We start from the raw sequence: 12,153 nt of genomic DNA, 5'->3' as shown, positions 1-12,153 counted from the left end.
TTGCAACAATCCCCTGACCCATATGGTGAGGGGATTGTTTTTTATGGAAAAATCGGCCCACAATATCAGTGATTTGCCACCAGGAATGCCGTCGGGGTTCGCTGGCGATGGCAGCCAACGGCTGCCATTCGGGATAGAAGACATGCGCGCTTGGAGCCCAAAACATGATGAAGACTCCCCTCAGGTTATCCGTTCACCCCGCCCGGTTCTTCTCGCTTCCTCCCTGCCGTCGTCTCGCGCTGGTGAGCCTGCCCTGTCTGCTGCTGCTGACGGGGATCCTGGCCGGGGTCAGCTTTGATCCCCTGGCAGAGCACAACCTCTATACCGTCGGGGCTCTGGCCGAAGCGCTCAACGTGCTGACCCTGCTGTTCATGTTCTGGGTGGTGCAGTGTGCCCAGATCACCTTGAGAACCTATCTCTCCCTCACCGGCGGGCTGACCCTCTGGCTCGTCTCCGGCGTCATCGATCTGATGGATGAGGCCTATTTCCAGCCCTGGTGGCTCTCCACGGTGGAAGATAGCCTGCGCACGATCGGCATGCTGGCCTCGGCCTGGGGTGTGCTGCTGATGGTGCAGCAGATGTATGGCACCCAGATGCGGCTCTCCTCCCTCGCCATGTCAGACGAGCTGACCGGGCTCTCCAATCGCCGGGCGTTTCGCGCCGTGCTGGAGGCGCACGGAGAGGAGGGGACGCCGCTCCTGCTGCTGGATCTCGATCACTTCAAGCTGATCAACGATCGCTATGGCCACGCGATTGGCGACAATGTACTGCGTGAATTCAGCACCCTGCTGCGCCAGCTCTGCCCATTGGATGGGGTGGTGGCACGCCTTGGGGGAGAGGAGTTTGCCATCTGGCTGCCCGGCATGACGGGCGACAAGGCCCGTGCGCTGGCGGAGCAGATAAGGTGCGCGACCGAAGAGCTGGTCTCAGGTGACGGGGTAAGATTCACCGTGAGCCTTGCCCTGGGTATCAGCCAGAGCGGGGAGGGGGTGGATGCCCTGCTCCAGCGCACCGATCTCGCCCTCTATCAGGCCAAGCATCTGGGACGAAACCGGGTGGAGCTGGCGTGATGGCGCCAGGGAATGCCGCAGCCAGCGGGCCAGCAGGTTCATCCGCCTTCATCTTGTCAGACTTGTTCCCTACAATGTCCGCCTCCATGCATTCGAGCCCTCTCATTCGCGATGAGGGGCAGGTCCCGCTCTTCAGGAAGCCTTCATGATCCCCTCTCACTCCTTGTTTGATGCCCATTGGCGCTGGCTGTCACTGCTTTCCCTTGCCCTGCTGTCGGGTTGTGCCAGCGAGCCTCCCGCCCCGACCAGCCCGGCGACGCCGGCGGGGCGCCCCATTCCCAAGGCGATGCAGCCGCAAAAACCGGCCGACATGAAGAGCCGTATCGTGCGCTTCTTGCCGCGCAGCGTGGTGGACAAGCCGGGCTGGGCCAATGACGTGGTGACGGCGCTCACCACCCAGGGGCTGACGGTGAGCGATCACAACGTCTGCAGCGTGCTGGCGGTGGCGGAGCAGGAGGCGACCTATCAGGCGGACCCCGTGGTGCCCAACCTCAACAAGATTGCCTGGAAGGAGATCAATGCCCGGGCCGGCAAGCTGCTCATCCCCGAGTTCATGGTGCGCACAGCCCTCTCCATCCAATCCCCCACCGGCAAGAGCTATGCCGAGCGCATCGACAAACTTCGCACCGAGCGGGAGATGAGCGAGATCTTCGAAGACATGATAGGCAGCGTCCCCATGGGCAAGCAGCTCTTTGGCAACCTCAACCCGGTGCGCACCGGTGGCCCCATGCAGGTGAGCGTCGCCTTTGCCGAAGCCAACGCCCGTGGCTACCCCTATCCCGTGAAGGAGTCCATTCGCCACGAGGTGTTCACTCGTCGGGGAGGCATCTGGTTTGGCACCAAACACATCTTCGGCTATCCCGCCGACTACCCGGATACCCTCTATCGCTTTGCCGACTTCAATGCGGGCTGGTACGCGAGCCGCAATGCGGCCTTCCAGGCGGCGGTAAGCCGGGTGAGTGGCAAGCCCCTGGCCCTGGACGGGGATCTCATCCGTTACGACTCGGATTTGCCCGGCAAGACCGAACTCGCGGTCCACAGCATCGCCAGCCGCGTCAACATGAGCAAGCAGGCCATTCACCAGAGCCTGAAGCTCGGGGACACCAGCGACTTTGCCAAAAGCGATCTCTACCACAGGGTCTTCGCCCTGGCCGACAAACAGGCCGGGACACGGCAACCCCGCGCCATCCTGCCCGGCATCCAGCTAAAGAGCCCCAAGATCACCCGCAACCTCACCACCGCCTGGTTTGCCAAGCGGGTGGATGACAGGGAGCAGGCCTGCGTCAGGAAGATGGCGAGCATTCGCTGACAGCCAGAGACAACCAGGGCGGCCAATGGGCCGCCATATATTTCATCATTTATCTAAAACACTAAGGATATTAACGCCAAACAGGGACAGTCTTTGCATCAAACAAGTTCACTTTACACTTAAACTTCCCTTTTATACGCTCAATATGTTTTCTATCGTCCTCAGAGTAGACGCCGATGTAAATACTTAATAATCTGTCAGGCATTTTTCTACCTGGCTTTGCTGCGATATTTATTGCATTTATGATATGTTCATCATATTCGCCAAAGTTAAATCCAAAGGTTATCAATGAACCTTCAATAGCACACAATGCATCATAGCAATAAGTTAGATATCGATTGTGAAGGATGTGACTTAACTTTTCGTCGCCATTTCCTGATGCAACAAAGATGGGGTATTGTGAACTGTGAATTCGTTCTTTTATATTTTCAAGAATGTATTTTTTAGGTGTATATTGTTCTTTGGTTATGTGAATCCCCTGGTCAAATATTAGAAGAGAACCATGAAGGTAATGGATATTTTGTTTATCTCTATGCAATCCCCATCGCAGTTCAGAAAACTCAGGCTCATCAGCTGAGCTATCTTCGATATCTCTACCGAAACCATCTATATGGTGAATCGTACCTTTTCGCAATAATACCCAATATAACAATATATCATAGTTCGTGCTGAATATATTGCCATTGCTAGATATGAATGGAGATAGAAATCTAGCACACTTATTGATTTCATCGTCAGAAAGTTTAAATACATGCTCAGGATGTAATGCTTCAACAGCATCAATTAGGCTCTCTTTTAGTTGTTGACTGGTCTGTAATATGTCACTTTCTAAGTTTTTGTCACAACCAAAAACACGGGCTAGATCAATGAAATTATCTAGTTGTTGCATGACAAGTTCGAAGTTCTTGGTTTTGACTATGTCAAACAGAGATTTGATCTTTAAGTTATCTTGAGAACTTATAAAATTATGTAGTGCATTATATGAAAAAATCTCCGGGTTGTAGGCCATACTAAATCCATTACCCAGAAGTAAGTGGATTTGCCGTTGCTTGGCTTTCAGCTCGCTTGTTATTTGCTGATACGTTTTTAGGTTCTGGCTCATACAATTCTCCACCTGTGCTCTATAGTATTTAAAAATTATTTGGTATCAGGGTTGAATTTTTTGATACAACGCAATTAGGGTGTGTAATACGCATAAAATAATTTTCCCCATTTGACAATTACATGTGTTCGACTTGAGTGTTGGGGGCTGTGAGAGCTGCTTGTTGCCCCATGCATTCTTAACTTAATCAGGTTACTACTACGGCGTTTTGAACAGGATTGTGAGCAACAATAGTGGCAGTAGAAATCAACGCTGAGCTAGCAGCGGGTCTATAAGCATAGTGATATGCCTTTACAGACCCTGGTCAGGGATGCGTCTAGATGGGAATGATGCTGCGACACTTGGGATAGCTTGTGCACCCCCAGAAGCTATTGCCCTTGGTGTCCCCCCGCTTGCTGATACGCAATACCATGGTGGTACCGCATTTGGGGCAAGCTGGGGCTGGCCCAGCATTTACCACCGCAGCTTCGCTCTCGTCACTGCTGCTGGCGACCCTTTCCAGCGTGATGCGTACCTCTTCACTGACTCTGATGATCCGCTGCGCTTCGGCATAGGCATCGCGGTAGAGCTCTCCGTCGTCCGAGCGCAGAATCAAGACGCCCATCTCGTTGTTGTTCACCTGGCTGAATTCGTAGAGGTTCAGGCTGGTGACAATGCACATCTCCTCATTGAGGTAGCACTTGGCATGGAGATTTTTGCAAAAGCTGGTGCGGATATAGGTGAGCTCCTTGAGCCAGCTGATCTCTTCCGGTTGGAGTTCGCTCTTGCCATAGACGATCCGCACATCGATCTTGAGCCGGTTCTTGTCGGTCAGCAGCTCCTTGATCCTGTCATTGAGTTTGAGAAAGGGGCTGATCAGGATTAACCGCTCCTTGGCATCCTTTATCAGCTCTTCGAGGAAATAGTTGGTTGCGCTGGTATTCAGAAATTTGGCCATAACAAGCTCCCTGTCCCTGGAAATGTCATGTGTTCTCTGCTCAACAGTAGGTAGTCAGCCTGACCACAATCCCCGGCGTGGTTCTGCTTCACGTCTTCACCCACCGTCCGTATCCCCATGCTAGGAGATACAGGTGGGACCTCATAGCGGCAATGGAGTCAAATGTGCGTTCAGTCAGAGATTTGGTGATGGGGACGGTTCATGTCGCCTTGCTGCGCTAGAAACTCATCGCCAGTCCGATGGAGTAGCCGCTGGTACTGTTGCTGAACATATAGCGGGCCACCAGCCGGGTGCGGGTGATGAAGATGTCGTACTTGCTGCTGTCGAGTTCGAGGCCAAGTCCCAGGGAGTTGAGGCTGTTGAAACCGAGCTGCCCCCGTTGCTGCCCCAGGTATTCGGTTCTGGCCCCTTCCAGCACGTAGCGAAGGGGCCTGTCCAGCAGGGTCCAGTCCCAGAGGGGGGCGCGGCGGCGCAGGTAAAGCCCGAGGTTTTCCGCATCGGCCTGACCGCTGACGCTCTCGGCGGTGCCGGTGAAGCTTTGCAGATGCTGGTAGGAGTAGCGCAGCTCGGCATCGATGTCCTGGGCGGCGGAGAAGAGTTCATAGTCCAGCATCAATGAGCCGCCGAGGCCGTAGACATTGAGGGTGCCGCCGTCGAGGAAGTCCAGATTCTTGCCGCTTCTGTGCTCGAGCAGGGCGGCCCCGATGCGAAGGTCGCTGGCCACCGTGCCCAGGGTGACATTGGCGATGGGCCGCAGCACCAGATTGCCACCAAAGCGATCCCGGTGGACGCCGACATCCCAGCCAATGCCGCCGGTGGCGCTCAGGCTGTTCCATTTGGTGGGAATGGTGCGGGTCTCGTTGCCATCGGTGAACACGAACTGGGGATCGTAGCGGCTGTAGCCCAGGGTGCCCTCCAGATAGAGGGGAACATCCTCGCTCAGGGTGGCGCCACCCCCGAGCTGGGTGATGGTGAGGGCGGAGGTGTCGTTGGTGCCGCTGCCGATATTCAGATTGCTGGCGGTGATATCCGGCACCACGGCGTAGCTCATCAGGGAGACGACGGCGTTGGCGCGCTGTTGAACCAGGCTCTCGTCGCTGGCACGGGCCTTTGTCACAAGACCGGCAGAGACGCCGGCAATAACCGCCAGCAAGGAAAGTGTGTGAGAAGAGAGCTGTCTTGCCATACCTGGCTCCATGAGTACCCCGTCCATCGGGGCATGTTCACACTGTAACGGGTTTCATCTGGCTTGGCAGCCTGGCAAGGGCCGACCCGTCCTGTTTTGGGGCGTGCGCATTGGCCTGATGGGCCAAGCTGCCCTTGCTTTGGCGGGGGCAGGGGGGGGGGCGAGAAGGGTGAGCCGCTGGGCAGAAATCACAGACATTAATTTATTGTTCAGTTCCCCGGGTGTATAAGAGGCCTCCCATACGAACATTGGGGTGGTAGCAGGGATGGATTACCAGACGGGGCCTTCGGGTCATCATGACGAATGCGCATTACGTTGATGGGAGTCACACCAGATGCAGGACATGCTGCTTGCCATATGGCATCAGGATTTTGATCAGCTTATACAAATGCAGGCAATCGGTCTGCTCGTCACCTGTCTGGTGGTGATCCTCTTCCTTGAATCGAGCTTCGTCTTTCTGCCCCTGCCCGGTGACAGCCTGGTGCTGCTGGCGGGCGGTCTGGTGGGCATGGGGGTGCTGGGGCCCGAGGTGACCTTGCTCTATCTGCCGCTCGCGGCCGGGATAGGGAGCGTGCTCGCCTACTGGCAGGGGCAGGCACTGCATGGCACCCGTTTCATGGGCCATGTGGAGCGAATGATCCCGGAAGGGAGCCTGCCCAGGGCCTCCCGACTGCTGGATCGTTACGGCTTCTGGGCCATGTTCGTGTCCCGTTTCATCCCCTTTGTGAGAGTGTTGACCCCCATGTTGATGGGAGTCTCCCGCCTGCACCTGCTGCGGGTGGCCGTGGCGAGTTTTGCCAGCGCCTTCCTCTGGTCCCTGGTACTGAGCATGGTGGGCAAGATGGTGATGGCGACCCCGGTCTTTGCCCATCATCAGGAGCTGCTGACCAAGTGCCTGCTCGTCACCTCTTTCGGGCTGTTCGTCATCGCGGTGGCGGCCATCGGTATGCGGCTGCTCAAGCGTCCGAGCAAGCGGGTGCGCTGATCTCACTGCCCGGGCCGCGCCTGCTGCCGCATCTGGAGAGCGCAGCCGCCGGAAAAATACAGGCCATTTGAGGCGGCATTCCTGTCGCCTATCTGTTACACTTCGCGCCCGCCATTTTCCGGCTCATCTTCTGATCTGATGTCAGACCCAGCCGTCCTTGGCTCCACGCCTCGACGATGCCAGGCCACACGCCGGCCCAGGCCACCCACGCCAACTACAGCTCCGCTGGAACACAGGAACCCAACATGAGATTTGAATCGTTCGATTTTGCCCCCGAGATTTTGCGCGCCATCTCAGATTGCGGTTATCAGGAGATGACCCCTGTGCAGAGCCAGGCCATCCCGGCCATTCGCCGTGGCCGCGATGTGCTGGCCAGTGCCCAGACCGGTACCGGCAAGACAGCCGCCTTTGCGTTGCCCATCCTGCAACGCCTGGTAGACAACCCGGCGCCGGTGCAGCCTTCCAATGCCCGCGTGCTGATCCTGACCCCGACCCGCGAGCTGGCGGCCCAGGTGGCGAGCAATATCAACGATTTCGCCAAGTATCTTGATATCACTACCCTCACCATCGTGGGTGGCGGCAAACAGGATGTGCAGGCCAAGAAGCTCAAAGCGGGCGCACACATCATAGTGGCCACCCCTGGCCGTCTGCTCGAGCACCTCACCGCCTGCAACCTGAGCCTCTCCGGGGTCGAGACCCTGGTGCTGGACGAGGCGGATCGCATCCTCGACATGGGCTTTAGCGCCGATGTGCAGCAGATCCTGCAGGCGGTCAACAAGACCCGCCAGAACCTGCTCTTCTCCGCCACCTTCTCCGAGGCGGTGAAAAAGCTGGCCAACCTCATGCTGGACAAACCCCAGGTGGTGGCCGTCGACAAGCAGAACTCCACTGCCGACACCGTGAGCCACACCGTTTATCCGGTGGAACAGAAGCGCAAGCGCGAGCTGCTCTCCGAGCTTATCGGCAAGCAGAACTGGCAGCAGGTGCTGGTGTTTGCCAGCACCCGCGAGAGCTGCGATGAACTGGTGGAGGAGCTCAACCTCGACGGCATCAAGTCTGCCGTGGTGCACGGTGACAAGGCCCAGGGGAGCCGTCGCCGCGCCTTGCGTGAATTCACCGAAGGCAAGCTGCGGGTGCTGGTGGCCACCGAGGTGGCCGCCCGCGGCCTGGACATTCCGAGCCTGGAATACGTGGTCAACTATGATCTGCCGTTCCTCGCGGAAGATTACGTGCACCGTATCGGCCGAACCGGTCGCGCTGGCAAGAGCGGCATGGCCATCTCCTTCGTCAGTCGCGAGGAGGAGCGCACCCTGCTGGAGATCGAAGCCCTCATCGGCCAGAAGATCCGCCGCATCATGGTGCCGGGTTACGAGGTGAGCAGCCGTGACGACCTCATCAAGCAGTTGCAGGAGCGCCGCCGCTTCGGCAAACGCCCGCAGCGTGAAGACAATGCCGCCGCCCAGGCCATGGCCGAGGCGAAACTGCAAGGTCAGCGCCTCAAGCGTCTGGCGGCGGCCAAGAAGCCCCGTCAGCCGAAATAAGGCAACGTCGCACCCTCCCGGTCGGGGAGGGGCGTTTACTTTCCAAAGGCGCCACTGGCGCCTTTGTGCTGTCGATGACGCGGCCCCTTGGCCGCCCCGTTTCAGAGGATCCGAGATGACCCTTCCTGCTTACAATCAGGCCCTGCTCGAGATGGCCCGCCAGAGCCTGGCGGAGCTGGAGCGCACCGCCGCCCAGAAAATGAGCAAGCGCACCCCCGCCCAGGAGAGCCACTTTCTCTGTACCTGGATGGCGGATTCTCTCAAGGAGAAACGCTTCTCCCGGCTGGTGATGGAGGATCTCAAGACCTGGGTGCAACTGGGGCGGACGCTGGGGGCGGGGGCCGATCTCAAGGGGCTGCTTGAGCGGGTGCAGCGCCAGTATGAGCGTGCCATGCATGAGCCGGTACAGCTGGGGGCGCGCCTGGCCGATCTGCTTTTGGCGCTGGAGGGGGCGGGCTGGCTGGTGTTCACCGACAGCGAACTGAACACCCGGCAGCGGCTGCTGAGCCAGGGGCAATCCAGCCTGATCATCTCGGCCAGCGAGTATCAGGGCCATATCGAGGGGGGTGAGCTGGTCAAGCCCCTCACCCTCTATGTGCGCGGGGACGAGCAGGTACTGGCCGAGGCGGCATTTGCCCGGGGCCTGCTGCTGAGCCAGGGCAACAAGAAAACCACCCTGGTCAAGCACCACAAGGCCTATCGGCTGATGCCGGGCAACGCGCAGCCGGCCCTGGCGCTGCTGTCCTCCTGATCCCGCCTTCTCATCCCGTCACCCGGCCCTGCGCCGGGTTTTTTTATGGCAAATGCACCCCACGGGGTTGCCTGCACGCTCGGGCCGGGCGGGCAATCTTTGTCGTAGCCAAGGGACTCCCCCTCTGATGGGGGGCGTCCCCCATATGGAGGGATGGTGGGGTGGTGCTTCTGCTCTAGGGTGGATGGGCCCCAAAGAGGGCCTTAAAGGAAGCAGACCGCCTGACAAGGCGACACTCAATGAATGAGGAAACATGATGAAAGCGACTCCAATTGCCCTGTTGCTGGCCGGCGTGCTGGCGTCCCCGCTCTGCGCCGCCGGACTCGATGCCCGGCTCACCCTGGTGGAGGGCAGCACAGACGATGTGCGCGTCAACCTGACCCTGACCAACACCGGGGAGAAGCCGGTTCGTCTGCTCAAATGGCAACTGCCGGGCAGCGAGGATGCTCCCCTGTTCCAGGTGGAGCGTGACGGCCAGCCGGTGGATTACGAAGGGGCCCTGATCAAGCGGGCCGCCCCGAGTGACAAGGACTACCAACTGCTCAAGGCGGGCCAGAGCCTGACAGTGCAGGCGGAGGTCTCCGGTCTCTACGACATGAGCGCCCAGGGCCAGTACAGCATCCGTTACCTGCTGCCGACCGTGGCACAGGAGGGGAAAGCGGCCAAGGCCAAACAGGCCCAGGCGAGCGAGTCCAATGCCGTGACCCTCTGGGTGGACGGGGTGAGCGACGATCGGGTGCTGGCCAAGGCTGCGGTGGCCGAGCCCCAGGCGGTGAGCGCCTCGGTCAGCTTCAGCGGCCGTTGCACCAACACCCAGAAGAGCGACATCCTGGCGGCGCTCGATGCCGCGAGTGGCATCGCCAACAACTCCAGCAGCTACCTCGCGGTGGACAAGCCGAATGGGCAGCGCTACCGCAGCTGGTTTGGCGCCTATGACGCCACCCGCTGGAACCAGGCCGAGACCAACTTCAGCAAGATCAAGGATGCCATCGACAACAAGCCGCTCACCTTCGACTGCGGTTGCAAGCAGAGCTACTTTGCCTATGTCTATCCGGACCAGCCCTACAAGGTCTATCTGTGCAAGAGCTTCTGGACAGCGCCGGTCACCGGGACCGATTCCCGCGCCGGCACCATTGTCCACGAGCTGAGCCACTTCAACGTGGTGGCGGGCACCGACGATCTGGGATACGGTCAGGCCAATGCGCGCAATCTGGCGAGCACGGATCCCCAGAAGGCCCTGAACAATGCCGACAACCATGAATATTTCGCCGAGAATACCCCGAGCGAAAATTGAGTTGCAAACAGGGGCCGGATGGCCCCTTTTTTGACGGAGGCACCATGATGACACTCTTGCTTACCACCCTGGCACTGGCGCCCTTGCAGTGCGAGCTGTCGGTCAGCGCAGAGAGCGGGGTGAACGAACCCCTGCCCCTGGTGATGACCCTGACCAACCGGGGGGAGACGCCCCTCGAGGTATTGACCTGGTTCACCCCCTTCGAGGGGTGGTTTGCCGATGCCATCGACCTGACCCGCGATGGGCAGCCGCTGGACTATCGAGGGCCGCTTGCCAAGCGAGGTACCCCCGGGGACGGCGACTTCCTGCACCTGGGGGCGGGGGAGCAGAGCCAGGCCGATGCGGACCTGGCGCAGGCCTACGATCTGTCCCAACCGGGCCGCTACCGGCTCAGCTATCGTGCCCAGCCCCTGACGCTGACCAAGGGTGTGGCGCCCAGCTGCCCCGCCGTCGACTTTACCCGGGTGGCCCCCTAGGCGATCTGCGGCTTGCCCTTGGTATCCAGCAGCCCGACGGCGCGGGGGGCCACCGCCAGACCGCGTGACGATTGGCTTTCCCGCCAGCAGCAGTGCACCAGCGTGATCACATGGTGAGCCAGGGTGTTGTCTTTATCCGGATGACGCAGGGGATGGGCCACCGAGTGGGTCGATAGCAAAATGATGAACATGAGGGGCGGTCCAGCCATGCCATGCACCGGGCCGACTCGTTTACACCGTCAAGGAGGAGACATGGCACTGGAACAACTGAAACGGGAGCTGGAGCGCTTTGGCGAGCAGAATGACGGCGCGCAACACTCCCGTGGCAGCAAGATGCTCAACATTACCCGCGACACCGGCGAACTGCTGGCGGTGCTGGTGCAGACGAGGGGGGCGCAGGCTGTGCTGGAGATCGGCACCTCCAACGGTTACTCCACCCTCTGGCTGGCCGAGGCAGTGAAACGGCTGGGGGGCCGGGTCACCACCATCGAGCTGGACGAGGGCAAACGGACCATGGCGGCGACCAACTTTGAGCGGGCCGGGCTCACTCCCTGGATTGAGCAGTTGGCGGGGGAGGCCGGCAGCCTGTTGCCCTGCCTGCCGACGGCGGGCTATCAGCTCATCTTCCTCGACTCCGAGCGCCGCCACTACCAGGCCTGGTGGCCCGAGATCCAGCGCCTGCTTGCCCCTCGTGGCCTGCTGGTGGTGGACAATGCCATCTCCCATGAGGACGAGATGAGGGAGTGGATGGCACAGGTGCGGCGTGACCCCGATTTCCTGACTTCCCTGGTGCCGGTGGGCAAGGGGGAGTGGCTGGTGGTGCGGTTGTAGGAGGGCTGGATGGAAAACAGGACCATGGAACCAAAAACCGTGGTGCAGACCACTGGCAGGCCATGCAGAGCAACGGTTTCGTCAGGGCCCCCAGGTGGCTGAGCGATGACTTTCTCTGTGACTGGCCAACGTCGGGGGAGCGGCGCGAGGGGCGGGTCAACTTCGTCGAGAGCCATCGGCGCTACCCGGCGGCCGGGCCCTGGAATGTCGACATCGTTCGCCTGCTGGAGCAGGGCGGGAGGTGGTGACCGAAGTGGTGATCACTGACGGTGACGTCAAGGCGCGCGCCATCGCGCCATTACCTTCCACGTGGTGCGTGGCAATGCCATCAGACCGAATTTTGGCCCGATTGATACGTTGTGTCGTGATTGGGCCACTGCCATCCCGCGGGAGCTGCAACCCGCCTGATATGGTTTCCGCTGACGGAGCGCCGCCAGCGGGGCAACTCCTCGGCCAGCCCGGCCATTATTTATTCGTTATCCATTATTTCGCTAAATATCCCCGTATTTCATGGTTGGGTCATGCCATGAGCCACGTTATGTTTCATCCATGCCGCCAGCAAGCACTATGAAGGTTATCTCTGCCGATAATTAATTTAAATTAAACATGATAACCGGCTGGTTTTATTTTGTGGTGGTTGGCAAGCGCTCTGGATGTTCATAAATATAACG

At 59.3% G+C, this 12,153-nt stretch carries 13 protein-coding genes; 9 read left to right on the top strand and 4 right to left on the bottom strand.

Going from position 1 to position 12,153, the window contains the following annotated elements; all coding sequences use genetic code 11:
- The first annotated feature begins 164 nt into the window (after positions 1 to 164).
- Positions 165 to 1,070, top strand: a complete 906-nt coding sequence (locus tag C2U47_RS01100; protein WP_010675186.1) for a GGDEF domain-containing protein — start codon at positions 165 to 167, stop codon at positions 1,068 to 1,070.
- Positions 1,071 to 1,215: 145 nt separating this feature from the next.
- Complete coding sequence (locus C2U47_RS01095) at positions 1,216 to 2,379, top strand: DUF1615 domain-containing protein (RefSeq protein ID WP_010675185.1); 1,164 nt, start codon at positions 1,216 to 1,218, stop codon at positions 2,377 to 2,379.
- 70 nt (positions 2,380 to 2,449) lie between these two features.
- Here C2U47_RS01095 and C2U47_RS01090 read toward each other — a convergent pair whose 3' ends face one another.
- From C2U47_RS01090 to C2U47_RS01080, 3 genes are all read right to left on the bottom strand, one after another.
- Positions 2,450 to 3,481, bottom strand: coding sequence for a DUF4917 family protein (locus C2U47_RS01090; RefSeq protein WP_081000922.1), 1,032 nt, complete (start codon positions 3,479 to 3,481; stop codon positions 2,450 to 2,452).
- Positions 3,482 to 3,797: 316 nt separating this feature from the next.
- Positions 3,798 to 4,418: a topoisomerase DNA-binding C4 zinc finger domain-containing protein gene (locus C2U47_RS01085; protein ID WP_010675182.1), complete on the bottom strand. Its 621-nt coding sequence runs from the start codon at positions 4,416 to 4,418 to the stop codon at positions 3,798 to 3,800.
- Positions 4,419 to 4,635: 217 nt separating this feature from the next.
- Positions 4,636 to 5,604, bottom strand: coding sequence for an autotransporter domain-containing protein (locus C2U47_RS01080; RefSeq protein ID WP_010675181.1), 969 nt, complete (start codon positions 5,602 to 5,604; stop codon positions 4,636 to 4,638).
- Between the two features lie 334 nt (positions 5,605 to 5,938).
- On the opposite strand from C2U47_RS01080, the gene C2U47_RS01075 reads away from it, so the two are divergent.
- The 5 genes from C2U47_RS01075 to C2U47_RS01055 all read left to right on the top strand — a co-directional run bounded on the left by C2U47_RS01075 (position 5,939) and on the right by C2U47_RS01055 (position 10,651).
- Positions 5,939 to 6,589 (top strand): DedA family protein, encoded by a 651-nt coding sequence (locus C2U47_RS01075; RefSeq protein WP_010675180.1) that lies wholly within the window; start codon positions 5,939 to 5,941, stop codon positions 6,587 to 6,589.
- Between the two features lie 245 nt (positions 6,590 to 6,834).
- A complete protein-coding gene (locus tag C2U47_RS01070; RefSeq protein ID WP_010675179.1) occupies positions 6,835 to 8,130 on the top strand; it encodes a DEAD/DEAH box helicase in 1,296 nt (431 codons plus the stop codon).
- Between the two features lie 115 nt (positions 8,131 to 8,245).
- The gene (locus tag C2U47_RS01065; RefSeq protein WP_010675178.1) at positions 8,246 to 8,881 is read left to right on the top strand and encodes a DUF2913 family protein; all 636 of its coding nucleotides are present in this window, start codon (positions 8,246 to 8,248) and stop codon (positions 8,879 to 8,881) included.
- 253 nt (positions 8,882 to 9,134) lie between these two features.
- Entirely contained in the window at positions 9,135 to 10,175 is a 1,041-nt protein-coding gene (locus C2U47_RS01060; RefSeq protein ID WP_029314738.1) for a M35 family metallo-endopeptidase, read from the top strand.
- A 44-nt stretch (positions 10,176 to 10,219) separates the two neighbouring features.
- Positions 10,220 to 10,651 (top strand): hypothetical protein, encoded by a 432-nt coding sequence (locus C2U47_RS01055; RefSeq protein ID WP_029314737.1) that lies wholly within the window; start codon positions 10,220 to 10,222, stop codon positions 10,649 to 10,651.
- Here C2U47_RS01055 and C2U47_RS01050 read toward each other — a convergent pair.
- Entirely contained in the window at positions 10,648 to 10,842 is a 195-nt protein-coding gene (locus tag C2U47_RS01050) for a hypothetical protein (RefSeq protein ID WP_010675175.1), read from the bottom strand. The genes C2U47_RS01055 and C2U47_RS01050 overlap by 4 nt on opposite strands.
- A 61-nt stretch (positions 10,843 to 10,903) precedes the next feature.
- Between C2U47_RS01050 and C2U47_RS01045 the strand changes: the two genes are divergently transcribed.
- Both C2U47_RS01045 and C2U47_RS23170 read left to right on the top strand, forming a co-directional pair.
- Positions 10,904 to 11,482: an O-methyltransferase gene (locus tag C2U47_RS01045; RefSeq protein WP_010675174.1), complete on the top strand. Its 579-nt coding sequence runs from the start codon at positions 10,904 to 10,906 to the stop codon at positions 11,480 to 11,482.
- A 62-nt stretch (positions 11,483 to 11,544) separates the two neighbouring features.
- The gene (locus C2U47_RS23170; RefSeq protein ID WP_010675173.1) at positions 11,545 to 11,730 is read left to right on the top strand and encodes a hypothetical protein; all 186 of its coding nucleotides are present in this window, start codon (positions 11,545 to 11,547) and stop codon (positions 11,728 to 11,730) included.
- The last annotated feature ends 423 nt before the right edge of the window (positions 11,731 to 12,153 follow it).

Source organism: Aeromonas sp. ASNIH7 (assembly GCF_002903485.1).
Classification (GTDB): Bacteria; Pseudomonadota; Gammaproteobacteria; order Enterobacterales; family Aeromonadaceae; genus Aeromonas; species Aeromonas caviae.
Note: the sequence above shows the minus strand (reverse complement) of the source record. Positions and strands in the feature narration are given on the sequence as shown.

Coding starts and splice junctions, on each gene's coding strand:
- C2U47_RS01055 (WP_029314737.1), top strand. CDS start 10,220: ATGATGACACTCTTGCTTACCACCCTGGCACTGGCGCCCTTGCAGTGC.
- C2U47_RS01065 (WP_010675178.1), top strand. CDS start 8,246: ATGACCCTTCCTGCTTACAATCAGGCCCTGCTCGAGATGGCCCGCCAG.
- C2U47_RS01050 (WP_010675175.1), bottom strand. CDS start 10,842: ATGTTCATCATTTTGCTATCGACCCACTCGGTGGCCCATCCCCTGCGT.
- C2U47_RS01095 (WP_010675185.1), top strand. CDS start 1,216: ATGATCCCCTCTCACTCCTTGTTTGATGCCCATTGGCGCTGGCTGTCA.
- C2U47_RS01075 (WP_010675180.1), top strand. CDS start 5,939: ATGCAGGACATGCTGCTTGCCATATGGCATCAGGATTTTGATCAGCTT.
- C2U47_RS01100 (WP_010675186.1), top strand. CDS start 165: ATGATGAAGACTCCCCTCAGGTTATCCGTTCACCCCGCCCGGTTCTTC.
- C2U47_RS01045 (WP_010675174.1), top strand. CDS start 10,904: ATGGCACTGGAACAACTGAAACGGGAGCTGGAGCGCTTTGGCGAGCAG.
- C2U47_RS01085 (WP_010675182.1), bottom strand. CDS start 4,418: ATGGCCAAATTTCTGAATACCAGCGCAACCAACTATTTCCTCGAAGAG.
- C2U47_RS01070 (WP_010675179.1), top strand. CDS start 6,835: ATGAGATTTGAATCGTTCGATTTTGCCCCCGAGATTTTGCGCGCCATC.
- C2U47_RS23170 (WP_010675173.1), top strand. CDS start 11,545: ATGCAGAGCAACGGTTTCGTCAGGGCCCCCAGGTGGCTGAGCGATGAC.
- C2U47_RS01060 (WP_029314738.1), top strand. CDS start 9,135: ATGATGAAAGCGACTCCAATTGCCCTGTTGCTGGCCGGCGTGCTGGCG.
- C2U47_RS01090 (WP_081000922.1), bottom strand. CDS start 3,481: ATGAGCCAGAACCTAAAAACGTATCAGCAAATAACAAGCGAGCTGAAA.
- C2U47_RS01080 (WP_010675181.1), bottom strand. CDS start 5,604: ATGGCAAGACAGCTCTCTTCTCACACACTTTCCTTGCTGGCGGTTATT.